The organism is Ruminococcus flavefaciens ND2009 (genome assembly GCF_000621785.1).
GTDB classification, from domain to species: domain Bacteria; phylum Bacillota; class Clostridia; order Oscillospirales; family Ruminococcaceae; genus Ruminococcus; species Ruminococcus flavefaciens_C.
This window is the reverse complement of the sequence record NZ_KK211346.1, coordinates 431809-456902: the sequence shown is the minus strand read 5'-3', so window position 1 is coordinate 456902 and position 25094 is coordinate 431809. Positions and strand designations below refer to the sequence as shown.

Here is a 25094-nt window from a genome sequence, read left to right as displayed (position 1 = left end):
AAAAATATAAACCGGAATATAATATGACAGCGGAGGTGCATCATGAGAAGAAAGATCAAAAGAAAAAACACCCGTTTCATATCACAATGTCTTATTGCTATGGCTGTCTTGCTTGCCATTATTATAATGAGAAAAACAGAAAATGCGCTCAGGCCTGTGGCTGAACTCCGTGCAGAACATTTCGCGGAGAGAACAGCAAGCGAAGTGATCTCCGAAGCTGTATCGGAATATCTTGAACAAAACAGATTTACATATGAAGATTTTGCAGCTGTACTGTATGATGATAAAAAAATACCTGTTTCTGTTGAAATGATGCCGTTTACAATAAACAAAGTGCAGTCAGAGCTGGTGCTTGCAATTAACGAAAAGCTTGAAAGCTCAACAGTAAAGGCAGCAAAGATCCCTATCGGATCCCTCTCGGACTCAACTTTACTGAATGGGAAGGGACCATCGATACGAATAAGGATCTGTCCTGCCGGAGCGGCAGACGTTAAAATAAAAAGCAATTTTTCCGATGCGGGACTCAATCAGACTTGTCACCGTATCTCAGCTGTGGTGGAAGTTCACATGACATCGTCGGTGCCGATGTACAGCTTCGATATTGATTCAGAATTTGAGTTTATACTCGCGGAAAATGTTATAGTGGGAGAAGTTCCACAGCTAAGCCCTTTTCTACCGTCAAAATAAAAAGCCGCGTCAGCTGACACGGCAATAAATAATTATTTGTTTCCCTCGGCACAGACCCATTTTTCACCCGGCTTGGTATGTACATTGACTTCCTTGAATCCCGAATTTTCGAGAAGCTCTCTGAACTGCTCAAGGGTAGGATTGAAGAGATCGTATTTCTTTATCCCCTCCAGATCAGCTTCATCGAGATCTGCGTCACCGTTTATGTCGGCAACTATGAGAAATTTTCCGTCCTCCTTAAGGACTCTGTATACCTCTTTCAGATTCTCCTGAGGATCGGGCCAGAAGTAAAAGCTCTCTACGGTTATTATCTTGTCAAAGCTGTTATCGTCAAAAGGCAGTTTTTCGACTGAAGCCTCTGTAATACTGACTTTTCCGCATTCAATAAACTCTGAATTGCGTTTTATTGATAATTCCACCGACAGCGGCGAGTAATCAACTCCGATAACCTTACCGCCGATGATATTTTCTGCTATCCTGTGGATAGTTTCTCCACCGCCGCAGCCTATATCCAGAACATTGTCATTAGCGTTAAAGCTGAAAAAATCCAGAGCCCAGCCTGTTACTGCGTAGTGACGCTTATTCATGCCATCAAGCATTTCAATTCCCGCTTCGCCATGAGGCTTACGAGGATTTCCAAGTTCTGTTACAGATACCTTTTTCTCATTCATTTTTTATTCTCCTTAAAAGCCATTTTGCAACTCCGTCATCGTCATTACTGCCAATGACTGCGGTTGCTGCCTCTTTTAATTCAGCCGCTGCATTTGAAACTGCATACGACTCATCAGCACATTCAAAAAGATCCTTATCATTTAGAGCATCCCCGAAGACAACAAGTCTGTCACAGCCAAGCTGTTTTTTCAGACGTATCGCCGCAGCAGATTTTGATGTTGACTTCGGCATTATCTCCAGCCACTGTTCTTTTGAATATATATCCCTCTGGAAAATACAGTGAAGATCAGCCTTGTACTTTTCGTATAACGGCAGCAAACGCTCATATTCGTCTATACAGGCAATGTAAAATATGTCGCCTTTGTATAGCTCAGAAGCCGAATTAACAGGATTTGTTCGACTGTCACCTTTTCTGGACTCCACAAAGTCTGCCATACCTCTTGTCATTTTATCAGCGACAAACGAAAACTTTTCTTCATCGTCACGTACCGAGTAAACATTGGGATAAATCCCGTTATTGACCATACGATCAATAATTTCACCGGCTTCGTCACCGAAATAATTGCTCATAATTTTTCTGTTAGTTACACTGTCAACTACAAAGGCACCATTATATACGATCGCAGGGATAGATACGTTTATTCCCGAAGTAACCTTTGAAGCGGTACTCCAGGAGCGGGCGGTTGCATAAGAAAAGATCATTCCTTCACTTACAAGCTTATTTATTGTCTTATTAGTAAATTGCGATGTCTTCTGACTGCTGTTCAGAAGTGTACCGTCCAGATCTGACAGATACAGTGTTTTCAATTCTGCTTCCTCCAATACAAAAAGGCTGACGGATAGCGACAGCCTTTTTGTGATCAATTATTCAACAGTTACGCTCTTTGCAAGATTTCTCGGCTTATCCACGTCATAACCCTTAGCAACGGATACATAATATCCCAGAAGCTGGAGCGGGATTACAGAGAGACTTCCTGCAAAATGTGAATCAGTCTGGGGAATGTATACTGTGAAATCAGCCAGATCCTCCATGCTGTAATTTCCGTATGTTGTAAGCCCCATAAGTGAAGCGCCTCGGCTCTTTACCTCGACCATATTGCTTACGGTCTTCTCATAAAGTTCCTGCTGAGTAAGAACACCGATAACGGGGATACCTTCCTCTATAAGGCTGATAGGACCGTGTTTGAGCTCACCAGCAGCGTATGCCTCAGAGTGGATATAGCTGATCTCCTTCATCTTGAGGCTTCCCTCAAGACCAATAGCATAGTCGATACCGCGTCCGATGAAGAATGCGTCCTTGGCACCTGCAAGCTTGTTAGCGTACCACTGGATACGCTCCTTATCCTCAAGGATCTTTTCGATCTTATCGGGGATCGTGTAAAGCTCCTCAAGAAGCTCTCCGCACTTCTCCTCGGTCATTTCTCCGCGTGCAACGGCAAACTGCATAGCAAGCAGGTAGCCTGCGATAAGCTGTGTGCTGTATGCCTTTGTAGTTGCAACTGAGATCTCGGGACCTGCCAGTGTATAGAATACGTTGTCAGCTTCGCGGGCAATTGATGAACCGACTACGTTAACGATACCCAGTGTCTTGATACCCTTGTCCTTTGCTTCTCTGAGAGCAGCAAGGCTGTCTGCGGTCTCGCCTGACTGGCTGATGATTATTACAAGGCTGTCCTTGACAAGTGTCATTTTTCTGTATCTGAATTCAGAAGCAAGCTCAACTCTGACAGGTATAGATGTAAAGTCCTCGATAACGTACTGTACAGCCATACCAACGTGATATGCGCTTCCGCAGGCAACGATATATATCTGGCTGATCTTCTGCATTTCCTCGTCCGTGAGACCGATACCCGAAAAGTCGATCTTTCCGTCCTTGACAACGGAATGGATAGTATCGCGTACTACCTTGGGCTGCTCGTGGATCTCCTTGAGCATGAAGTGCTCATAGCCGCCCTTTTCAGCTGCCTCTGCATCCCACTTTATCTCTGTGAGAGACTTCTCGATCTCCTCACGGTCGATATTATAGAATGTAACGCCGCCCTTGACAAGCTTAGCGATCTCCATATTGCCGATATAGTAAACATTTCTTGTATACTTGAGAATTGCAGGAACATCAGAAGCAACATAAGTCTCGCCGTCAGCAATACCGATGATCATGGGGCTGTCCTTACGTGCTGTATAGATCTCGCCGGGATAGTCCTTGAACATAACACAGAGAGCATAGGAACCTCTGATACGGATCATTGCTCTTGCGATAGAGTCAACAGGACCAAGACCATACTTCTTGAAGTAGTAGTCGATAAGCTTAACAGCTACCTCTGTATCAGTCTGTGAATAGAACTCATATCCGCTCTTTGTGAGCTTCTCACGAAGTTCCTGATAGTTTTCGATAATACCATTGTGAACAGCTATAACATTCTCATCGTCACTGCTGTGGGGGTGTGCATTTACAGTGGAAGGCTCACCGTGAGTTGCCCAGCGGGTGTGACCGATTCCGCAGCTTCCCTTTACAGCGTCGCCGTTGTTGGTCATTTCCTTCAGAGCCTTGAGCTTACCCTTTGCTTTTACGATCTCTGTCTCATTCTCTCCGTCACGGACTGCGATACCAGCCGAGTCATATCCTCTGTATTCAAGCTTTGAAAGTCCGTCAAGCAGTATGGGAGCTGCCTGTTTGCTTCCTGTAAAGCCGACTATTCCGCACATAATCTGTTCCTCCAAATTTATCTTCTATTGATTAGTTCCAACCTATATGTATGACGGGTTCAAACGCCATATTACATCTATTATACTACAATATAAGATGTTTGTCAACCGAATTATTTCCTGACATTATGATTTTGAGGCGGAACAGGATTTGCTCTTGCGATAGGACTCTTTTCCGTCTTGACGCCGAGATAAGTGTCATCATTGACTCTGAGTCTTATGCCGTTTTCTTTTCGATAATCTGCTGCACCTGTCTGTTTGCGGACAGACTTCATGCTTGACTTCATGATAGATACTGCTATAAAAGCAACAACAAGTCCGATGATCAGGCAAATTATAAATGACTTCACAGGATTATATGCCCTGTCTGATGATCTTGAATCATGTGATGAGTTGTAATAGACATCGTCGTCATCATATTCAATATCGTAATCGGAGTCTATGTCTATATCATCAATGTCAACATCTTCGTCCACAAATTCAAAATCATAGTCTGCGTAGGCTGTCAGAGCAGGCTTTAATACGATCTTCTGTTCGCTGAAAGCCAAGGGAGCTGCCAAAAGAAGGAGTGCAGATGCTGCTGATGCAGCGATTTTCTTCAAATTCATACAATTTCCTCCTTACAGTCCGAGCAGAAACGATAATCCGAAGCAAACAGCGGTCACACCAGCTGCAATGGCGAAGAACCATTTTGTCGCTGCTCCCGAGTCTACAGGAAGATCTCCAACGAATTTACCTGTCTGTCCGTTCATTGCGAATGTATACTTATTTCCGTTCCATGTGGTATTCAGCAGCCAAACGGGATACAGAGCATATTTAGCCTTTCCGTTACTGAGCTTGATATTGCTGCTCTCCCTTGTAAATGAGTCATAGCCCTGAACTGTACTGTCGAATATCTGCTGTGTAGTCTTCTTTATACGCTCGTTGGCGCGAGCAACGCTGTCCTCGGCGGAAACGTCGTATCTGTCAGCCAGGTATCCGGAAAGATAAGCGGTCTGGAAGTCCACTGCGTCTTTAAAGTTGAAAGGCTCGATAGACTCCATAAGCTCATCCTGCATTTTCGTAGAGCCGTCAACAGGCACAAGCTCAAAGGCGACATTACCTTCACGCTTTACGGAGTAATACTTTCTTTCGATATAGTTGAAATTGTTATCGCTCCATCTACGGATCTTCTCAGCCTTATATAGCATACTTCCGTCTGCCTCTGCGTCAAAGAGCCAGACAGGAACATAAAGTCCCTTTATCTCGTCGATATGGTTCTGATCCTTGAAAACCTTTGGGAGGAGCTTTCTGCCCTCAAGGTGTTTGTTAAGAGCTTTTTTAGCCGCTTCCTTGTCAAATTTGAATGGAATTACATAGTCAGGCTTCAGATCCCCCGAAAAATTACCTGACATTACAACGGGATTATCACAGTACGGACACTTTGATGCGGCTGTTGTAGAGTCGGTGATTATCTCGCCGCCGCAGGACTTGCAGGTATATATACGCATACCTTCTGTTTCTCCATCCTGCCAGTCGCTGCCTGCTGTAGTATCCCAGTTCATTTCATCTGGCTTGGTATTTTCAAGAGCAGTGTCATGATCCTTCAGTGACTCTACGTCAAATTCAGATTCACAGAATGGACACTTCATCTTCTGAGCACCGCTGTCAAATTCAAGTTTTCCTGCACAGGCAGGGCATTTGTATTCTATAATATCAGACATTCATTTCACCTCTGTTATTACATATATCATTTTTTACTTCTCAGTACGCTTTTCCCAACTGATAAAGTCCCTTACGCTCCATATCTTCTGATCTTTAAGCTCCTTTGAGTTACAGTATTTTTTTATCTTTTTAAGATTTTTTCCAAACATAGATGCAAAATCAATGCTCAGCGGCAGCCATGTGAATTGAAAGAGCGACATTATTTTTAAAGTCATTCTCCACTCACCTGCTGCTTTGGCAAATGGAATGAAAAAGCATGCAAAAATCAACGCTTGTATCAGAACAGCGATCAGAAGGCATGGAAAAAGCACTCGCCTTTTCTTCGGTATACCGTCAACACGCATTTTTCCTGTCTGCCCGTTCATGGCAAAGATATAGTCCTCTAAATTATATGTTACGGTCAGTAACCAGACAGGGACAACATAATACGAGAGCTTCCTGTAGCTTGTATTTTCAAAGTCAAGCTTAACACCTTCGAGACTGTCAATAAGATCCTCTGTTGTGGAAACTTTTGGCTTTTTCTTATCAGATTTGAATTTATAATCGACTTTTTTCTGAGAATAATAGATATCCTTAATCTCTTTATCAGCAGTTTTCATTGCATTTTCCGCACCAATGATATATCTGCTGGCAGGAAATCCCGCAAGACATGATTCCGTAAACTTCTCCGCTTCATCGAATTTATAAGGCAGAATAGTATAAAATACTTCCCTGCTTATATCCGTATCGTTTGCAAGGATAGGGTAATCCTTAGTCCAGAGAGGTTTGTACGAAGGATCGGTATTTCCCTCGCCGCACAGACAGCTGTAGAGCCACACAGGAATATAACAGCCGACAACCTCCTTCACTGCATCAATGTCTTTAAACGGCTTCGGAACTTTTCTTATCCGCGAGATATATTCCTGATACTTTTCAATGAATTCTGCTTTTGTAACTTTAAACGGAATGACCTTATCGGGACGGATGTCGCCGTCAAAATCCGATGTGATCACAACATCATGCTTACAGAACGGACACTTAGCTGTTCCGTAATAAGCTTTTGTTGATATTTTTCCTCCGCAGGAAGGACAGTCAAATTCTTCGAGATATTCCTGATCATAAGGCTCCCAGACATATTTCGTTCTGTCTATCCAGTTAAAATCCGAAAGTTTTTCATCAGTAACCTCAGTAAAATGAGTGCGTATATACTCCAGATCATATGTATTGCTGCAAAAGCGGCACTTGAGTTTTTCGTTTGAAATGCTATACTTCATCGGAGCTCCGCAGGACGGGCACGAATAAACTCGGGTTTCTTCCATTTCTCGCTCCTAAAATCTGAAACAGGCGGACGCTAAGGTCCGCCCGTTATGTATTATTTTACTTCACTATATCGTCATCAGTGAAAGGATCGCCGCACTCAGCGCAGAACTTAGGAGGATTGAACGGATCCTCAGGCTCCCAGCCGCACTTATCGCACTTGTAGAGAGGCGCACCCTCGGGCTTCTTCTTTCCGCACTCTGAGCAGAACTTGCCCTTATTTACAGCACCACACTCACATACCCAGCCGTCTGCAGTGAGCTGTACAGGCTTGGGCTTGCCGCAGGTCGGGCAGAACTTTCCTGTATTTGTAGCACCGCACTCACACTTCCATGACTCAGCTGCCGGTGCTCCGCCGGTGGGAGGTGTGGGCTGTACCGGCTGCTGAGGCTGCTGTGCCATGCCAAAGAGACCCTGAGCATTTGCGCCGCCCATCTGCTGAGCCATGCCCATGCCGAAGAGACCCATAGCTGCTCCGTTGGGGTTATTAGCTGCATTCTGCATAGCCTGAGCCTGTGCCTCGACCAGAGTAGCAGCTGCATTACCGGGATCACGGTTCCAAGCTCTGTCTTCAAACTCCTGGATCCTCTTGGTGTCTTCCTCGGAGATAGTAGCAGAGTTGATATTAACTGTCCAGATCTTGAGACCTCTTTTCTCGTTCCAGATAGGATTTACCTCTGTCTCGATAGCAGCCTTTACCTCGCGCTGTCTTCCGGGAAGCTCGTCATATCTGATGCCTGAAGCTGATATAGCAGCGAATGCAGGCTGAAGTGAATCGAGGAACTCGCTCTTGAGCTGATTATCAAGCTCTGAACGCATATAGCGGTCTGTTACGTTGCCGCAGACATTTACATAGAAAAGAACAGGATCAGCGATCTTGTATGAGTAGATACCATTGCAGCGAACACCTACGGTGAAGCTTCTTCCAAGATCCTGATATGTCATTCTGAAAGGAACGGGATTCTGAGTACCGAACTTGTTGTCAAGGATCTCCTTCATGTTGAAGAAGTAAACTCTCTGATCCTTAGCAGCAGATCCGCCGTACTTGATACGCTCCCACATTTCCTTGAATGTAGCCTTAAGACCTGCACCGAAAGTGCTTGAGAAAATACTGGGTGCCGTACCTGTTTCGTACTTGTAAACGCCGGGCTCAGTAGCGATCTCAGTTACAACGCCCTGATCGACCATGATCATAGCCTGACCTTCGTGTACAACAATGCCGCTTCCGTCAGTGATAACATTATCATTACCCTTTGTATTGGAAGAATGTTTACCAAGCTGCTTCTTACCTCTTACAACGAGGCAATCTGTAGGAATTGACTCACAAACGAAGAATTCCAGCCATGAATCAGCCAGTGTCTGACTTGCTCCAACGAGAGCTGCCTTGATAAGTCCCATAATTTTAGCTCCTTTCGGGAAATAATCCCTATAAAAATAATATTTAGCGGAAAAACAAAGATTTTCCGTTATCTGTCAGTATTAAAAACTAACATAATAGAATTATAACATATTTTGAAGGGAAATGCACTACCCTTTTGTCAATTTTTTATGCTTTTTGATATATTTTTATTTTTTAACTATATTATTCCCAGTCTTTCCAGACTTCGGGGCAGTAACCTATAGTCGCTTTTTTTCCGTTTCTCACAACAGGAGTACGGATCAGCTTAGGATTTTCCAGGATCTTTTCCTCTTTATCCTCATCTGAAAGATAATTTACAAGTGCAAGCAGATCCTTATCTTTGCAGGAGGAGTCAATAAGAGCGTCGGTACCTCCCAAAGCCTGCTTCACATTATTGAATTCGCCTCGGCTCATTCCTTTTTCCTTCATGTCGATGAACTGGTACTTTATGCCGCGTTCTTTGAAGTAACGCTCTGCTTTTTTGCTGTCAAAGCATTTTTTGGTACCGAAAATCTGTATATTCATCTGTTAATCCTCCGAAGCAAATGCTATATCCATATTATCAACTGTTCTCACAAGCTCAAAATCAATGCTGTGAAGATCGAGTCCGCTCTGAGCAAAATAGAGCCTTACGGCTGTGAATTTTGAGAAAAACGGTATCTCTTTGGTGTAGGAAACAGGCTTGCCGTCCGTACCGTTCCAGGTAAACGTACCGCAGGGTGTGCCCATTGCAAAGAATGTCATGGGGATCTGAGCAAGACTGCTCTGTGTCGACGAAGCGGTAACAGTTACATTATAAAAACCAGGCTGATTTACAATTATAGCAAATGAGTAATTCTCACCCTTGACGCTCTTAACACCATTAAGATCAAGAGTGAATCTTTCGTTAAGCTCATAGAAAGTTACAGGCTCATCGCCATCTCCTTCACTGTCATACCTGTTGATGATCTCAACTGCATCTTTTTCGCCCATAATACGCTTCATTGCGTGAGTATCGAGAAGCACTCCAAGAACATTTGCAGCATTTCTCTGAAGCTCAGCTCTCGTCAGAACGCCGTCTGCAACAGCCTTTTCTATATCTTCATCCACGCAGGAGCTGTCTGAGCAGACCATATACACATCATTCTGAGCCTTTGCCATTGGGACATAATAGCTTCTTTTGGGTTCTTCCCCGCGGAAGTTTACATTCGCCCACCAGTCTGTCATGGTAAAGCCCCTGAAGCCCCACTGTTTTCTGAGAACTGTTGTGTTAAGATCAAAGTTTCCTGCTGTCCATACGCCGTTCAGTGAACCGTACGTGGTCATTATAGTCTTTGCGCCGCCCTCCTTGACAGCTATCTCAAATCCCTTGAGGTAGATCTCTCTGAGAGCACGTTCAGAAACCACCGAGTCAACTGTATGTCTGTTAGTTTCCTGATTGTTAGCACAGAAGTGCTTTATTGTACCCGTAACACCGACGCTGTGAAGTCCTTTCAGCTCGGCAGAAGCCATTTTTCCTGTGAGGAAAGGATCTTCCGAGAAATATTCAAAATTTCTTCCGTTGAGGGGATGCCGATGAATATTCATGCCGGGCCCGAGAAGGCAATCGACTTTATTAGCGACCATTTCCATTCCTACGAGGGTAAACAGCTCCTCGATAAGTTCTTTATTGAATGTAGAAGCTATAAGTGTTCCATTAGGAAGACTGAACGCCTTGGTGCCGCAGTCAAGCCTCATACCCGAGGGACCGTCGTCGCAGCAGCCCGCAGGTACGCCAAATGCTGTAAGCGCATCGGAAACTCCGCCGAAAGCAGAAGCCGTTCCCGCTGTAACTCTCGGACTTCCCATACCTTCTCCTCTTATTATACAGGAAAGGTCATGATCGGAGAGCTGTGCAATAAACTCATTCATGGAGCACTTGCCGTTCTTGACATCAGCAAGCTTGAGCCCCTTGTCACCTGTGTATTCTATCTCAGCAGGTATACTTGCGAGAAGGCGCTGCTTTTCATCAACGAGGCTGAGAGGAGCTTTCTCTTTAACCGCCGTAAGAATGTTATCTGAAGTAACTGCCTTTATACGGTCAAATTCAACTACAGGAGCAAGCGCCTGTTCACACTTTTCTATAACAACATCCTTATCAAGCTCGAAATGGAAATGATCTGTGCAATTTCTTACATTGCTTCCAATATGGAAAGTATACTTTCCCTTTTCAAGTATCCAGGAATAAGCTGTATCAGAGTTATTATTATCATCATATGAAGCTATGTCCCTGTGATTGATCTTTATTTTCAGCGACTGGGACTCTCCCGGAGCCAGCTCCTTTGTCTTCTCAAAGCCGCAGAGTACTCTTACAGGCTTGCCAAGTCTGCCCTGCGGTGCCTCACAGTAGACCTGAACTACCTCCTTGCCCTTGTAGCTGCCTGTATTTGTAACTTTGACGTCTATAACAGTTTCAGTCTCGGTATTTTTTGCATATGTCATAGCAATATCAAATGTAGTATATGAAAGACCGAAGCCGAAAGGATAAAGAACACTGTCCTTTGCAAATGTCTCAAACCAGCGATAGCCGACAAAAATATCCTCTGTATAAGGCTCTCTGATCTTATTGCCGAAATAGGGATCAGAGGGATAGTCCGACACTTTTTTTGCAGCAGTATCGGGAAGCTTACCTGATGGGCTGACTTTTCCCGTAAGAACATCAGCCGTTCCTGTGCCGCCTGTCATGCCGCCCTGCCATACATAGAGCAGCGCATCGGGAGCACAGTCCTCAATATCGGTAAGGTCCAAAAGTCCGCCCACATTGAGCAGAACTATAACTTTATCAAAAAACTTTCTTACCTTCCTGAGCAGATCGGTCTCGGTCTTGCTAAGGAGATAAGAACCTTCCTCAAGGCGCAGATCCTGTTCCTCGCCTGCCGTGCGTCCGATAATAACAATAGCTTTCTTGCTGACAGAAGCCGCTTTTTTTACAACGTCATCATCAATAGGCATTTCCTTCTGTGACCAGGGCTCACCGCCCCAGCCTGACCCCTGCTCAAAAGGATTTTCCTCATCCCATTTCCTGTAAATACCAAGAAGTTCCTCGTTTATATTCACGCCTGCCTCAAGAAGACCGTCAAGTATTCCTGTTACTTTTGAAACGTTTACCATACCGCCCGAGCCTGTTCCGCTCTTATAGTAGTGGAACTGTATACGACCGAAAACAGAAACCGTCTCATTCATATCAAGTGGGAGGGCTCCATTGTTATTTTTCAGCATAACTATACCTTCCGATACAGTGTTTACCGCTTTTTCAATGTATTTATTCCAGTCAAGTACCATTTTCACAGTATAACCTCCGTTCAGAACATTATGAATACATTATAACAAATTTGCTTCCGGATTTCAAGTCTTTTGGTCATATTTACACAAAATATTAATAATTGAGCTATGAAAATAAAAAAAACTGACGAGGCTGTTGCCCCGCCAGTCATATATGTATATATTAACCGAAGTATCTCTTGAGGAGTCCCTCGAAAGCCTTGCCGTGACGAGCCTCGTCCTTTGCCATCTCGTGAACTGTGTCATGGATAGCGTCAAGGTTGAGCTCCTTAGCTCTCTTAGCAAGCTTCAGCTTGCCCTCTGTAGCACCGTGCTCGGCAGCCACTCTCTTTTCGAGATTTTCCTTTGTGGAAGATGAAAGAACTTCACCGAGAAGCTCAGCAAACTTTGCAGCGTGCTCTGCTTCCTCAAATGCAGCCTTCTCCCAGTAAGCGCCGATCTCAGCATAGCCCTCGCGATAAGCAACTCTTGCCATTGCCAGATACATACCTACCTCTGAACACTCGCCCGTAAAGTTTGAACGAAGGCCCTCGATGATCTCAGGATCTGTAACAGCCTTTGCAACGCCGAGCTCATGCTCGCAAGCAAATACAAGCTTCTCGCCTGCTTCCTTCTCTATAAACTTAGATCCGGGTACGCCGCACTGAGGGCATTTCTCAGGTGGTGCATCTCCTTCGTGAACGTATCCGCATACGGGACAGACATATTTCTTCATAATAGTATACCTCCATTGTTTTGATTATAATTGAACCCTTGCGGAAGATGTGCTCCCTCCGCGCAAAGGGACGATCATACTGAATGCTTTACTCTGTCGCGTTCCTCGGCGCGCTTGCCGTTATTGAAACGGTCAAGAGTACCTACAAGATAACCTGTGATCCTTCTGATCCTGTCAAAAGGAATATCTTTTGCAAAATCATACTGGAGATCAACGTAGTCGCCGTCAGTTTTTACAGTCATACCGATAATCTCTCGGTCACTGTACTTCTTCCTGCCGTAGTCGATATATGCGTCGATCTCGTTCTGAGAAAGCTGTTCGCCTATAACTTTTACATTCATTGTGAAGACCTCCATATAGAATAGTATTGACTTTTGTCTGAATATATTGTATCATAAAGAAAAAGAAAAATCTGTTGCATCTGCAACAATGGAGGATATTTTTATGTTACCTGAAGATAACGTACTCTTCAAAGGAATAGATCCGAATGACTGCCGAAGAATGATAAGCTGTTTCAATGCGGATATAAGAAAATTCAAATCTGGAAGCAGGATCATGGACTATTCGGATAATCCCGATAAACTTGGGATTGTTCTGAGCGGAACAGCTGTTATGGTAAGATATGACGTAAACGGAGTCCGCTCCATAATGGAGTCTCTCGGCGAACAGAGCGTTTTCGGAGTATACTTCACATTTACGGCTTCACAGAGAAGCGGCATCGAGATAATAGCAGAGACAGACTGTGATATAATGTTCGTAAGACGTTCAGAAATCACCAAAAGGTGTGAGAACGCCTGTCAGTGTCACTCAAAAGTCGTCGAAAACCTTCTTGATCTTATGTCCGAAAAGGCAATATCGCTCAATGAGCGTATCGAAGTGCTAAGCCAGCGCTCTATCGAGGATAAGCTGATAAGCTGTCTTAGGATAATCGAGGAAAAAACTCCCGAGGGAAAAAGTCCTCAGATACCATTCTCAACTACTGCTCTATCAGACTACCTCTGTGTCAACAGAAGTGCCCTCCAGCGTGAGATAACGAGACTGAAAAATGCCGGTATCCTTACTATTTCAAAAAGGAAATTCAAACTCATCAGAAATCACGATTCTGACAATTGACATACAATTGTAAATGTGATATAATTGACCTTGTATTTTAACTGAAAGGAACAATACAATATATGATCTGGGAGATAATCAAAACAATAATCCTCGGTATTGTGGAAGGAGTCACCGAATGGCTCCCCATAAGCAGCACAGGACATCTTATCCTTGTAGGAGAATTCCTGAACCTTAACAAGTCGGATGAGTTCAAGGAAATGTTTGATGTTGTTATCCAGCTGGGCGCGATTATGGCTGTTGTAGTCATTTTCTGGAAAAAGCTGTGGCCCTTCGGACGAAAAAACAACGCTCACCCTCTCAACAAGACGCCATTCGGCAAAATGATAAAGACCGACATCTTCATGATGTGGTTCAAGGTCCTTGTAGCCTGTCTTCCCGCTGCCGTTATCGGTCTCGTTCTTGATGACTGGATCGACGAACACCTCTATAATCCATGGACAGTTGCCATTGCACTTATTGTTTTCGGTATAGCCTTCATCATCATAGAGAACTGGAACAAGGGCAGAAAGCCCAAGATAAACACTATTGCAGAGCTTGGCTTCAATACAGCATTCATAATCGGTGTGTTCCAGCTTATCGCGGCAATATTCCCCGGAACCTCACGTTCGGGGGCTACTATCGTAGGTGCTCTCCTTATCGGAGTATCGAGAACTGTTGCAGCAGAATTCACCTTCTATCTTGCAATCCCTGTAATGTTCGGTGCAAGCCTTCTCAAACTTGTAAAATTCGGCTTCAACTTCTCGGGAAGCGAGCTCGCCGTACTGCTCACGGGTATGGTAGTTGCTTTCCTCGTTTCCATAGTCGTTATCAAATTCCTTATGGACTACATCAAAAAGCACGACTTCAAGGTATTCGGCTGGTACCGGATTGTTCTTGGTATATTGGTACTGATATACTTTGGTGCAAAAGCATTAATAAAATAAAGAAAAGCAGCTCAACGAGCTGCTTTTTTATTATTCAAATGAATCAAGATCAATGCCTGCAAGAAGCTCCTTGAGCTCAGCAAGCTCGTCCGCTGAAAGAGTAACGCCCTTACCCATTCTTGAATGATCGGGAGACCACTCTCTTATATCATACTTCGGGTCATGCTCGTTCCAGCTGACCATATTGAGCTCCTTTGTCCAGCCCTTTGCGTTTTCGGACAGCACACCGATCTTCTCGGTTATCTCATACTTTAACTCTGCCATATACTACCTCTCCTTTCGATATGCGGCTTATCTGCCGTTACAAGTTTACATTATATCATATATTCAGGGAAAATGCAACCGCCGGACAAAAATTTTTTATCATATAGAGACGCGAAGATAATCGAGAGCTTTGCTGTAGAGCTGGCGCGGGCGGCTCCTTTCGCTGATAAGCGACTCGGCAAAGCAGACAGCATCCTCGATATTACGAGAAAAATCAGGTATACACTCCTTCTCGCCGCTCCTGTGGTCAAGTACCTCTACTCCGTATGTAATGACCTCGTCACCGAAAAGCGACATTCTCCCGCTGAGTACACGATACGCCACCTTATTATCGCCGAATATCTCCATATACAGCGTTCTGTCCACTACCTCATGTTTGACTTTTTTAACGATCCCGAACATTTTGTGCTCCTTTCTGTTCTGTGATATTTATTCTGTAAGTCAATTATATCACCGAGGAGCATATCTGTGAACGGGTATTTTTTTGTAAAACCATAGGCTTAAAGGCATATTTTGACGAAAAAGCTCACCCGCAGGTGAGCTTTTGTTCATTCCATATCATTTATCTGCATATAAATGCGCTGCATCTGAATATCTGTCTCAGCTATACGCTCTGCGCATTGTTTCAGTTCCTCGGATATATCCGGAGTAAGTTCCGCAGAGGTCTTATACTTGAGCTGATGTTCAAGACTTGCCCAGAAGTCCATAGCAATTGTCCTTATCTGTATCTCAACCGGGGCATACTCCTTGTGTGTCGAGAGATACACAGGCACATTCAGTATCATATGATAGCTTCTGTAGCCGCTGGGCTTGGGTTTTTTTATATAATCCTTTCGCTTGATGACAGTGAAATCATCACGTCTGCCGAGCATATCCACAAGAGCGTAGATGTCGCTTATGTAATAGCAGGTAACGCGTATTCCGGCAAGATCAAGTAAATTCTTTCTTGCAGCATCTGTTGACAGCGGAAGTCCCTTTTTCTGGAGCTTTCCTATGATAGACTGCGGAGATTTGAGTCTGCTCTCAATATTATGTATTGGATTACGCTGGAATTTTACGCTGAACTCGTTGTCCAGTATATTGAGGTAAGTCTTTACGACTTCTATAGCCGAGTCATACAGATGAGACAACTGCAAAAAATCATAAAAAACGTGAGAGAAGGTCTCCTTTACCGATTCATTGTTGTCTGTAAGTGCAGGCAGGTTGTCAAATGCCTCCATGTAGAATTCCTTTTCATCCATGTGTATATCCTTCCTTTCTGTCCGACGGGAGATTTCTGTTTAGTCCTCGCCTTCTGTGTATTCAAATCGGTCTGTACCGCTTTCCGCCTTGCTGAACTGAGTCCTGTATAGTTCGGAATAGACACCGCCCTTATTTACAAGCTCGCTGTGAGTACCTCTCTCCGAGATAACGCCGTCCTTGATAACGAGTATTTCGTCCGCCGCAAGTATAGTCGATAAACGGTGAGCGATAAGTATACTTGTTCGTGAGGAGATAAGAGGCTCGATGGCGTCCTGTATCTTCTGCTCGGAGATAGAATCAAGAGCAGATGTTGCCTCGTCAAATATCATGAGGGCAGGATCCTTTAGCAGAACTCTCGCAATAGATATTCTCTGCTTTTCGCCGCCTGAGAGCTTCAGACCCCTGTTGCCCACTACAGTGTCAAGACCTGTCTCCTGCTTTTCGATAAATTCATAGATATTAGCCTGTTTGCAGGCTTCTATAAGCTCCTGCTCCGTGGCGTCGGGCTTTGCATAGAGAAGATTTTCGCGGATAGTACCGTTAAACAGGTAGGTCTCCTGGCTGACAATACCGATATGCTTTCTAAGATACGCAAGGTCAAGCTTTCTAACGTCCGTACCATCAAAAAGAACGGTACCTGCTGTGACATCGTAAAGTCTGGGGATAAGGTTTACGAGTGTACTCTTTCCCGAGCCTGAAGGACCGACAACAGCGATACATTTGCCGCTGTCCAGTCTGAAGTTTATGTCCTCAAGTATCTGTCTTTCCTTGTCATAGTAGAAACCCACATTTCTGAACTCCACCTCTCCCTCGGGAGCTTTGTCCGGAGTTATAGCATCGGGAGCATTCTCTATCTCGACAGGCATATCAAAATACTCGAATATTCTTGTAAACATAGCCATTGAGCGTATCCAGTCGACCTGAATATTGAGAAGCTGGTTCACGGGACCATACATTTTACCGAGAAGCGCAACAAGAACAGTGATGTCACCGACAGTAAGGCTTGAATCGAACCTCATCATGAGTATACCGCCTGCAAGGTAAATGAGCATAGGTCCGATGCTGGAAAAGGTTGTAAGCGCAACTCTGAACCAGCGTCCTGCCATACCCTCGCGGATATTCAGCTTTATCATCTTATGATTGACTTTTTCGTATTTTTCGTATTCAGTCTGCTCCATGCCGAAGAGCTTCACGAGAAGCTGTCCGCTGACGGACATGGTCTCGTTGAGGATACCATTTATCTCATCGCTGCAAGCCTGGGACTCCTTTGTAATAGACCATCGGGTCTTACCTGCGCTTCTTGTTGGTATCGCAAAAAGCGGCACTACAAGTATGCCCACTATAGCAAGTATCCAGTTCTGCCTGAACATGACTATCATCGCAACGATAAGGGTGATGGAGTTCGACAGTATACTTGTAAGAGTGTTGGTGATTATCTGCTGGACGCCGGAAATATCGCTGGTCATTCTCGTTATGATGTCTCCCTGATTATTGGAGGTAAAGAACCTCTGGGACATCTTCTGGAGATGAGCATACATCTTATTGCGCATATCATAGGTGATATGCTGAGCGATCCAGGTGTTCATGTAGCTCTCAAGAACTCCGATGAGATTTGCACCCAGAGTCACACAAAGGGAGAGCACGATAAAGATTATCAGCTTTTTAAGACTTCGTCCGATAAGTCCCTCGTCGATTATCTTACCAGTCAGTACCGAGGGCAGAAGGTTTAGCGTTGATGAAATGATTATTGCTATGAGCACAACCAGCATCTGCTTCCAGTAGGGCTTGAGATATGAGAAGATCCTTTTAAGAAGCTCCTTTGTTACCTTCGGTCGGTTCTTTTTTTCTTCTTCCGTGAGGTAGCCCATTCCTCTTGGTCCACCTATAGGCGGCATAATTATCAACTCCTTGAATCTTTTTATTCCGTCTTGTCCACAGAAGCTGTTTTTCCGTCAAGTGCATCGATTATCTTGTTGACAGCGCCGAAGTAGTCATCCTTAGCAGTCAGCTTATTTGCTTCTATCAATGCCTGATTGAGCTTAACAGGGAGCTTTTCGTCTGAATAAGCGATCATAGTCTTGGTATTTGTGTCCGCCATCAGCATAATGCCTTCTCCGCTCTTATATTTACGCTTGTAATAGCTTTTAAGAACGTCTTCGTTTGAAGTTGATGAACCGTTCCTTGATGCAAGCAGAGTAACATCATACTTACATGAAGCAAGCGCTTTTTCCAGTGAAGTCATGACGTCATAGCTGAAAAGCTGGGTGTTGTCAACGATATGATCGGTGCAGAGCTCACCGAGCTGGAGAAGCCGAAGTATCCCGCGCCTGTAGCTGCCGCCGACTATCTCTTTTGTAGCCCAGTATACAGCATTATCCTCGGAGGTCTGGCTTATATCTGAAAGACAAGAGCCGGTTCTCCAGATACAATCCTCATTGGTATCATTGTTTATAAGCACAAGCAGACCGCTGCCCTTACCCTCATACAGCTTGTTGTACTGCTCCAGAGCATAGTCGGACGGAGACTTTCCGCCAAGATCGTTTGTTGTAACTACAGCGGCATTAATAAGCTTCTGAGAGTACAGCCAGCCCGCGTAGTCGTTGCAGACTTTTATGTCATCTGCACTGAGCAATCCAGCGTTGTCAAATATGAATGTTCCTTCAGCAGTTTCGACCTCCCTTTCGGTGAAGGGCTGACTTGTTGCCTCGGTATTACTATTGCTGTCATTACTGCTTTTTGAGGCACAACCGCACAAAAACAGTCCCAATGCCAGCACCGCCATTGTAAAAGATATGAATTTTTTCAAAAAAATCATTCCTTGCTCTTGTATTTACTATTATATTTTAGTATAATTTAATAGAAAAATCAAGTGCAAACCCTCATTCAGATCAAATATTTTCAGAAAAGGAGTAAAAATATGGATTATCGTGTTCAGGGAAATGATATTATAGTTTTTGAACCCGACCTGGATCTTGATGAGACCCTCGACTGCGGACAGGCATTCCGCTGGAAGAAGATCCCCTCGGACTATATCTCAACATACGAAGGAGCATTCCTGAATGACAAGCTCAAAGTATCCCAGACCGACAAGGGAAGCTTTATATTCCATGACACCGACGAAAATGACTTTATTTCCAAATGGATAAACTATTTTGACTTTGAGACCGACTACTCCGAGCTGAAACGCTGCTTTTCCGAGGACGCGACTCTTGCAAAGGCTGTAAGCTTTGCGGGCGGCATACGCCTGCTCCGTCAAGACAGCTGGGAGTGCCTTATTTCCTTCATTATTTCCCAGAATAATAACATTCCCCGTATTAAAGGCATAATCGACAGGCTCTGCGAACATTATCACGGTAAATTCCCTGACGTTGATAAGCTTTCTCAGGAGACCGAGGAATCTCTTACATACCTCAGAAGCGGCTTCCGAGCAAAGTATATTGCCGACGCTGCGGCTAAAGTCTACAGCGGAGAATCAAAACTCAGTGAAATAGCTGCAATGCCAATTGATGAAGCCCGCTCAGCTCTTATGAAGATAAAAGGAGTAGGACCTAAGGTAGCCGAGTGTGTGCTTTTATTTGGTATGTACCGTACAGAGGCATTTCCGAAGGATGTATGGATAAAAAGAGTTCTTGCAGAATATTATCCCGACGGATTTCCTGCATTTGCAGCTGAAAAAGGCGGTATCGCCCAGCAGTATCTCTTCCACTACATAAGAAATCTTGACTCTCAGTCTGAATAAGTGCCCTCAAAGTGCCAATACTTACTGCAAATAACTATTGCGGAGGTATTATGCTTAAAGGTGTCAATAAAAGAATAGTCGAGATCAACGATCCTGACAGTTTATATTTTGAACGTGCAGTATTCTATCTGAGACCCAATGTCAGTATCATTCCCGATATGATCCCGCATGACGAGGCAGAAAGACTTTACAGCAGGATAGCCCCATATAACAAGAAAAGGTCAAGGAAACTGGGCGCCGGAAAAATACTCATTATTTCCGCGTCAGCTGCTTCGCTGATACTGCTTTTTATAAAGATCATCTGAAAAGGTATACTTGAGTATTGCCGCAGAGCCCCTCCCCTTCATATGCTCTGCCAATAAGGAGTTTATTATGGAAATACACGGATCCAACGGCTTCAGGAACAAGCTGTCAAAGCGTCTTATCTGCACGCCCAGCCCTGCTGCCAAAAATACTTTTTTCTATATTCAGGAAACAGGCTGTCTGAAGACTGAAGACGCCGCTGCTACACAGAGACATAATCTTGATTCCTTCCTCATCGCCGCCGTTATCAGCGGCAGAGGCGAAGTTACTATCGGCAACGAGACATATCCCCTCGGCAAGGGAGACTGCTTCTTCCTTGACTGCCGTATATCCCACTTCTACAAAAGCTCTGCCAACGACCCCTGGGAGCTTATGTGGGTACACTTCAACGGAAGCACCTCTCAGCAGTACTACGACTACTTCATCTCTCAGTCCAAGAATGTTTTCAGACCTCCGTTTTTCGATAAAGTCGTATCAGCCATTACTGATATAATCGATATAAATGATAAGAAACTGCCCGATGCTGAGATAACCACCTCAAAGCTGATAGTAGATCTGCTGACCCTTTCCCTTACGGTCAACAATACAGCTCAGCAGTATGACTCAGCATTAAAGCAGAAGCTGGCGGCTGTACACAACTATATAGATGACCATTTCAACGAGGATCTGTCTCTTGAAAAGCTGTCATCCGAGTTCTACATAAGCAAGTATTATCTCACCCGTGAGTACAAGAGAATATACGGAAAGACCATATTCCAGCATATAATCACCGCCCGTATCAACTACGGTAAGAAGCTGCTGCGTTTCTCGGATAAATCCGTTGAGGAAATATCGCACCTCTGCGGCTTCAACGATCAAAGCTATTTCGCAAGGCAGTTCAAAAAGACCGAGAACCTTACCTGCTTCTCCTACAGAAAAATGTGGAGGGACTGATATATAAACAAAAAAAGAGAGCATAAGCTCTCTTTTTTTTATGACCAGACCGATAAGCCGGGTTCTGTCGTGTGCGGTAATTTATCTACGCTTACCGTCGCCGGCAAGCTGAAGCCGTCATTACCTGTTATCCGCCGAGCCGACGTTAAGATAACAGGCACCAATAGACGTTGCATCGGATAGGGTTTACATAGCAGCGCTGTCTCCAGCGCTCTGGTGAGCTCTTACCTCGCCTTTCCACCATCACCGCCATAAAGACGGCAGTATATCTCTGTTGCACTTGCCCTAAGGTCGCCCTCGGCTGCCGTTAGCAGCTACCCCGCTCTGTGATGCCCGGACTTTCCTCGTAAACTATATCGTTTCCGCTACCGCATAGTCTGCTCACCTGAATATAATACCATTTTTCTCAAAAAAAGTCAAGTTCTGACCTTTTCTGCCAGCTGATAGCCAAGTTTACCTGCTATCTTACGAACCTCCGAAGCCTTCATCGCCTTTATCTTAAAGCGTCTGTGCTCCTCTCCCTCAAACCATATGCTCATGGCACATCGTCCGCTGAGAGCCTGAAGCAGATTCTGTTCAAGCTCCATTTTTACTATCTTGTTTTTCTCAGAGACTACTGTGTGAAATCTTGTCCAGGCGGAGCAGCGTATCATTATCTTATCATCATAAAGTGCAACGCCGCTGGTGAGCAGCGCCACAAATTTTACAATTATGAACCACACCGCAGGTATCTCCAGCATGACAGCAACGAAGAAGGAAAGCTCTGCAAAGCGCGGGAACAGCCTCGCGATCCAGTCGTGGGACGGGATTATCAGCGCTGCAATAAGCAGGGGTATAAGCAGATAAGAGCCGATACCCGCAGGCTGAGCACTGTAGTCGTTATCAATGCCGCTGTATATGCCTATGACCTGCAAATTCTTGCCCAGACTCTTTTCGTGCTTGACAGGAAGCAGTACAGGAAGTCTGTTTTTTGACGATCCATAGCCTGCACAGCTTATGTTGACCGCAACTGCTCCAAAAAGCTTCATTATAAGGTTCTGACGCAGGTCAGTATAATTTATATGAGAATTTTTTATCCTGTATTCCTTGCGGTCGATTATACCGTAGCCAACCTTCATACAGTTCTTATCGCACTCAATATTGAATTTTCCATATCTGAACAGGTTGACAAGAAATGAAAGGAACCAGGACGCAATAAAGAATACGCCTATGAAAATAGCAGCTGTCGGTATTTTTAGTACCAGCTTTTCCGTTATCTTAGCTGTTTCAAGAGTGATTATGTTCAATGAACGGCTTATGATGTTGTAGGCGATGTCTCCTCCCTTGAAGAAGAATGTGGCAAGATAGACAGTCCCCGAAAATCCACTTGAAAAAAACACAGAAAACAGCAGTATTGAAAGCGCAGTGGGCTGTGGTATGCCCTCTATCTTCTTTTTTTCGTCCACATCGAGCATATGCTCCATAATTTTTCTGCGGGTCCTGTTGCTCACAAGCAGCTTAAGATCCACAGTCTTGAAAATGCCCGCTCTTGTGTCACATCTGAACCTCATGGCACCGAATGGAGCCATATATATAGGTCTCTCAACCGTAACGGAGCTTATGTTTCTGAAAGGGATATAGGTATTGACTCTCACAAAAACGCCGTCGCGATGTACCAGCTCGTCCGCTGTAAAGTCGATCCTTGAGAAAGCCCATCGTGTAAAACCGAAAATAATAATGACGCCCAGTACTGCAATATCGAACCACGCACCCTGCACCCAACTGTAGAACCAGTTCTTGTCAAAGTGATAGGTGTATATGCCTCTCAGCAGAGGAAAGATCAGGAGCCAGATATTCTTTACCGAATATTTGAGTATCTTCAGAGGATGTTCACGGCACATACTTATCCCCCTTTACGCTGACGCTTCCCGAAAGCCTGATTATCTCCTGTGCATCTGCCTGTTTAAGGAAAAGCAGCCTCAGCTGTCCGCCGTAAACAAAGAATATTATAAAGTTAAAGCCTGTATATTGGGAAAAAGGGCTGCTTATAACTGTCGTATACTGAATTGAGGAATAGCGCACCGACTGGTGTACTTTTATAAAAACGCCGCTGCTCTTGGTAACTTCTGTACTGGTGGCGGAATAGCTGATGGAATTGAAAAACATAGGAAGATGTACGAACATCTCAAAGCAGGCAATAGCAATAATTACGATGATACTGAGCATAACTATCTTATCTACAGGTATGAAGTATCTGATGGCAAACAGAATAATGACCACTGCCGCAGTTATCAAAAGTCTCATAGTTGTAAGACAATGCCTGTCAGGATAGAATTGTTTCATTTTCCGCCCCCTTTCGCAGTATATTTTTATTATAACACAAATACTATTTAATGTAAAACATAATTTTAAAACAAATTGTAAACTTTATTGCGATAAAATCGCGGAAAGAGTGCGAATATGGCGGAAAGAATAAACGCTGTGGTATGGGGAGCTCCCACTGTATGCCTGCTTATTCTGACAGGGATAATTTTTACGGTAAAGCTTCGGTTTATACAATTGGGAATGTTCCCGTACATATTGGATAAGATCAGAAGCGGAAAAGAAGTCCGTTCACAGCTGAAGACCTCCTGTATGGCGCTTGGAGCTGCAATGGGCACTGGCAATATCACAGGTGTAGCATCTGCCCTTGCGATCGGCGGAGCAGGCGCGGTATTCTGGATGTGGGTATCAGCATTCCTGGGAATGGCTACAGTCTATGCGGAGAACTATCTATCTGCAATATACAGCGATAATAAAATCCATGGTCCCATGGCGTACCTCAGAAAAGGGCTCGGAAGCAGGCTGCTTGCCGTCATTTTTTCTGTTTGCTGCATTCTGACGTCATTTGGTATGGGAGGCATGGTACAGATAAGCAGCATGAGCGGCTGTATCAGAAAATGTACAGATATATCTCCCGTTGTTCTGGGATTTATTATTTTTATTGTGGTTATTATTACCGTCAGAGGAGGAGCTTCCAGGATAGGGAATGCCGCTCAGCTGCTTCTTCCTGCCGTTTCATTAGTCTATGCGGTCATATGTGTTGCAGTGATAGCTATGAATGCCGAAAGGCTTCCCGAAGCCTTTGCAGAGATCATCGGCGGGGCTTTTGGCTTTAAACAGACAGTCGGAGGAACAGTAGGATACACCATGTCTGCTGCTGTTTCTGCCGGCGTAAGGCGCGGTGTCTTCTCCAATGAAGCAGGTCTCGGGAGTTCCCCACTCCTTCACAGTTCATCTGAAACCAGCCGATCCGCCAAAAATCAGGGAATGTGCAGTATGCTGGAGGTCTTCACGGATACCATGCTCTGCTGTACACTTACAGCACTTACACTTCTGTGCAGCGGTGCAGAAAACGATATTACGCAGGCTTTTTCGTCAATTACAGGCAAAAATACCGAACCTATACTCGCTGCTGTCATGACTGTATTCGCTTTCTGCACAGTGATTGGCTGGTATTACTGCGGCGAAACTGCTTTCCTTTATATCTTCAAAAATGGAAAATGCAAAGGATTTTCGTTTATATTTGCCTTAACAGCAGCATCGGGAGCTATTTTTAAGTCGGAACTTCTCTGGACTATCTCCGATATATTCAACGGACTGATGATGATTCCTAACGTTATCGGACTGCTGTTTCTTGCAAAGAAGGTAAAAAATGAATAAAGTCCCGTTATTAGTCAATAACACATATAGCAGAAAATCTCCCGCACCACAATTATTTAAAACAATGATAAAAATTTATTGATAATGCCAAATGTTTATTTCATCCACTTTTGCTATTGACATTAAGCTCCTGTTTTTGTATAATTATAGTGTGAATAATTATGCTCTGACGGCAATTAACAATGAGTATTTTTATATAAAATTATTACGGCTTTTATGACGAGAAAGATCGTCATTAAGATATAGGACCGCTGGGCGATAGGCGGTTCATCGGGTTTTCGGAAAAATATATTTTCAGGATCACATATGTTCCATACAGGTTTTGCTCAAAAAAGAGCTTGTACGTTCCCTGTTTTCTGTGTGGTCAGTCTTTTTATCGCCTTTTGAAAGTAAAGATCGATCTGATCTTACATTCCG

25 protein-coding genes and 1 other RNA gene are annotated in these 25094 nt (G+C 44.2%); 7 read left to right on the top strand and 19 right to left on the bottom strand.

Annotated features, from left to right (window positions below):
* The first annotated feature begins 42 nt into the window (after positions 1 to 42).
* Positions 43 to 687, top strand: coding sequence for a sporulation protein YunB (locus tag T488_RS0108885; protein ID WP_242838320.1), 645 nt, complete (start codon positions 43 to 45; stop codon positions 685 to 687).
* 32 nt (positions 688 to 719) lie between these two features.
* Here the strand turns inward: T488_RS0108885 and T488_RS0108880 are convergent, their stop codons facing one another.
* The 11 genes from T488_RS0108880 to nrdD form a co-directional block, all read right to left on the bottom strand.
* Positions 720 to 1358: a class I SAM-dependent methyltransferase gene (locus T488_RS0108880; RefSeq protein ID WP_028520476.1), complete on the bottom strand. Its 639-nt coding sequence runs from the start codon at positions 1356 to 1358 to the stop codon at positions 720 to 722.
* Positions 1351 to 2181 carry an HAD-IIB family hydrolase gene (locus T488_RS0108875; RefSeq protein WP_347496306.1) on the bottom strand — a complete coding sequence of 277 codons (831 nt, stop codon included), beginning with the start codon at positions 2179 to 2181 and terminating at the stop codon, positions 1351 to 1353. Before T488_RS0108875 ends, T488_RS0108880 begins: the two co-directional genes overlap by 8 nt.
* 42 nt (positions 2182 to 2223) lie before the next feature.
* Positions 2224 to 4062 (bottom strand): glutamine--fructose-6-phosphate transaminase (isomerizing), encoded by a 1839-nt coding sequence (gene glmS, locus T488_RS0108870; protein ID WP_028520474.1) that lies wholly within the window; start codon positions 4060 to 4062, stop codon positions 2224 to 2226.
* Between the two features lie 113 nt (positions 4063 to 4175).
* Positions 4176 to 4670, bottom strand: a complete 495-nt coding sequence (locus tag T488_RS0108865) for a hypothetical protein (RefSeq protein ID WP_028520473.1) — start codon at positions 4668 to 4670, stop codon at positions 4176 to 4178.
* Between the two features lie 12 nt (positions 4671 to 4682).
* Positions 4683 to 5765: a hypothetical protein gene (locus T488_RS0108860; protein ID WP_028520472.1), complete on the bottom strand. Its 1083-nt coding sequence runs from the start codon at positions 5763 to 5765 to the stop codon at positions 4683 to 4685.
* Between the two features lie 33 nt (positions 5766 to 5798).
* Positions 5799 to 7064: a hypothetical protein gene (locus tag T488_RS0108855; protein ID WP_196243292.1), complete on the bottom strand. Its 1266-nt coding sequence runs from the start codon at positions 7062 to 7064 to the stop codon at positions 5799 to 5801.
* Between the two features lie 58 nt (positions 7065 to 7122).
* Positions 7123 to 8460 carry an SPFH domain-containing protein gene (locus tag T488_RS0108850; RefSeq protein WP_028520470.1) on the bottom strand — a complete coding sequence of 446 codons (1338 nt, stop codon included), beginning with the start codon at positions 8458 to 8460 and terminating at the stop codon, positions 7123 to 7125.
* 184 nt (positions 8461 to 8644) lie between these two features.
* The gene (locus tag T488_RS0108845; protein ID WP_028520469.1) at positions 8645 to 8986 is read right to left on the bottom strand and encodes an arsenate reductase family protein; all 342 of its coding nucleotides are present in this window, start codon (positions 8984 to 8986) and stop codon (positions 8645 to 8647) included.
* 3 nt (positions 8987 to 8989) lie between these two features.
* Entirely contained in the window at positions 8990 to 11761 is a 2772-nt protein-coding gene (locus T488_RS0108840; protein ID WP_037297816.1) for a glycoside hydrolase family 3 protein, read from the bottom strand.
* Positions 11762 to 11924: 163 nt separating this feature from the next.
* On the bottom strand, positions 11925 to 12476 hold the full coding sequence (locus T488_RS0108835; RefSeq protein WP_028520467.1) for an NADH peroxidase: 552 nt from the start codon (positions 12474 to 12476) through the stop codon (positions 11925 to 11927).
* Positions 12477 to 12550: 74 nt separating this feature from the next.
* Positions 12551 to 12817, bottom strand: a complete 267-nt coding sequence (gene nrdD, locus T488_RS0108830) for an anaerobic ribonucleoside-triphosphate reductase (RefSeq protein WP_028520466.1) — start codon at positions 12815 to 12817, stop codon at positions 12551 to 12553.
* Between the two features lie 103 nt (positions 12818 to 12920).
* On the opposite strand from nrdD, the gene T488_RS0108825 reads away from it, so the two are divergent.
* Positions 12921 to 13589, top strand: a complete 669-nt coding sequence (locus tag T488_RS0108825; protein WP_028520465.1) for a Crp/Fnr family transcriptional regulator — start codon at positions 12921 to 12923, stop codon at positions 13587 to 13589.
* Positions 13590 to 13651: 62 nt separating this feature from the next.
* Positions 13652 to 14515 carry an undecaprenyl-diphosphate phosphatase gene (locus T488_RS0108820; protein WP_037297621.1) on the top strand — a complete coding sequence of 288 codons (864 nt, stop codon included), beginning with the start codon at positions 13652 to 13654 and terminating at the stop codon, positions 14513 to 14515.
* Positions 14516 to 14545: 30 nt separating this feature from the next.
* Here the strand turns inward: T488_RS0108820 and T488_RS0108815 are convergent, their stop codons facing one another.
* From T488_RS0108815 to T488_RS0108795, 5 genes are all read right to left on the bottom strand, one after another.
* Positions 14546 to 14779: a YdbC family protein gene (locus tag T488_RS0108815; RefSeq protein WP_028520463.1), complete on the bottom strand. Its 234-nt coding sequence runs from the start codon at positions 14777 to 14779 to the stop codon at positions 14546 to 14548.
* A 99-nt stretch (positions 14780 to 14878) separates the two neighbouring features.
* Positions 14879 to 15181 (bottom strand): hypothetical protein, encoded by a 303-nt coding sequence (locus tag T488_RS0108810; RefSeq protein WP_028520462.1) that lies wholly within the window; start codon positions 15179 to 15181, stop codon positions 14879 to 14881.
* A gap of 146 nt (positions 15182 to 15327) precedes the next feature.
* Positions 15328 to 16020 carry a GTP pyrophosphokinase gene (locus T488_RS0108805; RefSeq protein ID WP_028520461.1) on the bottom strand — a complete coding sequence of 231 codons (693 nt, stop codon included), beginning with the start codon at positions 16018 to 16020 and terminating at the stop codon, positions 15328 to 15330.
* 39 nt (positions 16021 to 16059) lie between these two features.
* Positions 16060 to 17916, bottom strand: a complete 1857-nt coding sequence (locus tag T488_RS0108800) for an ABC transporter ATP-binding protein (protein ID WP_028520460.1) — start codon at positions 17914 to 17916, stop codon at positions 16060 to 16062.
* A 23-nt stretch (positions 17917 to 17939) separates the two neighbouring features.
* Complete coding sequence (locus tag T488_RS0108795; protein ID WP_028520459.1) at positions 17940 to 18827, bottom strand: TPM domain-containing protein; 888 nt, start codon at positions 18825 to 18827, stop codon at positions 17940 to 17942.
* A 111-nt stretch (positions 18828 to 18938) separates the two neighbouring features.
* On the opposite strand from T488_RS0108795, the gene T488_RS0108790 reads away from it, so the two are divergent.
* From T488_RS0108790 to T488_RS0108780, 3 genes are all read left to right on the top strand, one after another.
* On the top strand, positions 18939 to 19760 hold the full coding sequence (locus T488_RS0108790; RefSeq protein ID WP_028520458.1) for a DNA-3-methyladenine glycosylase family protein: 822 nt from the start codon (positions 18939 to 18941) through the stop codon (positions 19758 to 19760).
* Between the two features lie 50 nt (positions 19761 to 19810).
* Positions 19811 to 20065, top strand: a complete 255-nt coding sequence (locus T488_RS0108785; protein WP_028520457.1) for a hypothetical protein — start codon at positions 19811 to 19813, stop codon at positions 20063 to 20065.
* Positions 20066 to 20132: 67 nt separating this feature from the next.
* Positions 20133 to 20996 (top strand): AraC family transcriptional regulator, encoded by an 864-nt coding sequence (locus T488_RS0108780; RefSeq protein WP_028520456.1) that lies wholly within the window; start codon positions 20133 to 20135, stop codon positions 20994 to 20996.
* Between the two features lie 37 nt (positions 20997 to 21033).
* Here the strand turns inward: T488_RS0108780 and rnpB are convergent.
* The 3 genes from rnpB to T488_RS0108770 all read right to left on the bottom strand — a co-directional run bounded on the left by rnpB (position 21034) and on the right by T488_RS0108770 (position 23318).
* An RNA gene (gene rnpB / locus T488_RS18815) (RNase P RNA component class A) lies at positions 21034 to 21380 on the bottom strand.
* 32 nt (positions 21381 to 21412) lie between these two features.
* Positions 21413 to 22876 carry a PH domain-containing protein gene (locus T488_RS0108775; RefSeq protein WP_028520455.1) on the bottom strand — a complete coding sequence of 488 codons (1464 nt, stop codon included), beginning with the start codon at positions 22874 to 22876 and terminating at the stop codon, positions 21413 to 21415.
* Positions 22866 to 23318, bottom strand: a complete 453-nt coding sequence (locus tag T488_RS0108770) for a PH domain-containing protein (protein ID WP_028520454.1) — start codon at positions 23316 to 23318, stop codon at positions 22866 to 22868. Before T488_RS0108770 ends, T488_RS0108775 begins: the two co-directional genes overlap by 11 nt.
* A gap of 117 nt (positions 23319 to 23435) precedes the next feature.
* Between T488_RS0108770 and T488_RS0108765 the strand changes: the two genes are divergently transcribed.
* Entirely contained in the window at positions 23436 to 24677 is a 1242-nt protein-coding gene (locus tag T488_RS0108765) for an alanine/glycine:cation symporter family protein (protein WP_028520453.1), read from the top strand.
* Positions 24678 to 25094 lie beyond the last annotated feature (417 nt).

Bases quoted from the DNA above. Each gene is read 5' to 3' on its own strand.
- T488_RS0108770 (WP_028520454.1), bottom strand. From the start codon at position 23,318: ATGAAACAATTCTATCCTGACAGGCATTGTCTTACAACTATGAGACTT.
- T488_RS0108815 (WP_028520463.1), bottom strand. From the start codon at position 14,779: ATGGCAGAGTTAAAGTATGAGATAACCGAGAAGATCGGTGTGCTGTCC.
- T488_RS0108865 (WP_028520473.1), bottom strand. From the start codon at position 4,670: ATGAATTTGAAGAAAATCGCTGCATCAGCAGCATCTGCACTCCTTCTT.
- T488_RS0108840 (WP_037297816.1), bottom strand. From the start codon at position 11,761: ATGGTACTTGACTGGAATAAATACATTGAAAAAGCGGTAAACACTGTA.
- T488_RS0108810 (WP_028520462.1), bottom strand. From the start codon at position 15,181: ATGTTCGGGATCGTTAAAAAAGTCAAACATGAGGTAGTGGACAGAACG.
- T488_RS0108885 (WP_242838320.1), top strand. From the start codon at position 43: ATGAGAAGAAAGATCAAAAGAAAAAACACCCGTTTCATATCACAATGT.
- T488_RS0108785 (WP_028520457.1), top strand. From the start codon at position 19,811: ATGCTTAAAGGTGTCAATAAAAGAATAGTCGAGATCAACGATCCTGAC.
- T488_RS0108765 (WP_028520453.1), top strand. From the start codon at position 23,436: ATGGCGGAAAGAATAAACGCTGTGGTATGGGGAGCTCCCACTGTATGC.
- T488_RS0108860 (WP_028520472.1), bottom strand. From the start codon at position 5,765: ATGTCTGATATTATAGAATACAAATGCCCTGCCTGTGCAGGAAAACTT.
- T488_RS0108850 (WP_028520470.1), bottom strand. From the start codon at position 8,460: ATGGGACTTATCAAGGCAGCTCTCGTTGGAGCAAGTCAGACACTGGCT.
- T488_RS0108845 (WP_028520469.1), bottom strand. From the start codon at position 8,986: ATGAATATACAGATTTTCGGTACCAAAAAATGCTTTGACAGCAAAAAA.
- T488_RS0108800 (WP_028520460.1), bottom strand. From the start codon at position 17,916: ATGCCGCCTATAGGTGGACCAAGAGGAATGGGCTACCTCACGGAAGAA.
- T488_RS0108820 (WP_037297621.1), top strand. From the start codon at position 13,652: ATGATCTGGGAGATAATCAAAACAATAATCCTCGGTATTGTGGAAGGA.
- T488_RS0108790 (WP_028520458.1), top strand. From the start codon at position 18,939: ATGGATTATCGTGTTCAGGGAAATGATATTATAGTTTTTGAACCCGAC.
- T488_RS0108855 (WP_196243292.1), bottom strand. From the start codon at position 7,064: ATGGAAGAAACCCGAGTTTATTCGTGCCCGTCCTGCGGAGCTCCGATG.
- T488_RS0108780 (WP_028520456.1), top strand. From the start codon at position 20,133: ATGGAAATACACGGATCCAACGGCTTCAGGAACAAGCTGTCAAAGCGT.
- glmS (WP_028520474.1), bottom strand. From the start codon at position 4,062: ATGTGCGGAATAGTCGGCTTTACAGGAAGCAAACAGGCAGCTCCCATA.
- T488_RS0108805 (WP_028520461.1), bottom strand. From the start codon at position 16,020: ATGGATGAAAAGGAATTCTACATGGAGGCATTTGACAACCTGCCTGCA.
- T488_RS0108880 (WP_028520476.1), bottom strand. From the start codon at position 1,358: ATGAATGAGAAAAAGGTATCTGTAACAGAACTTGGAAATCCTCGTAAG.
- T488_RS0108835 (WP_028520467.1), bottom strand. From the start codon at position 12,476: ATGAAGAAATATGTCTGTCCCGTATGCGGATACGTTCACGAAGGAGAT.
- nrdD (WP_028520466.1), bottom strand. From the start codon at position 12,817: ATGAATGTAAAAGTTATAGGCGAACAGCTTTCTCAGAACGAGATCGAC.
- T488_RS0108775 (WP_028520455.1), bottom strand. From the start codon at position 22,876: ATGTGCCGTGAACATCCTCTGAAGATACTCAAATATTCGGTAAAGAAT.
- T488_RS0108825 (WP_028520465.1), top strand. From the start codon at position 12,921: ATGTTACCTGAAGATAACGTACTCTTCAAAGGAATAGATCCGAATGAC.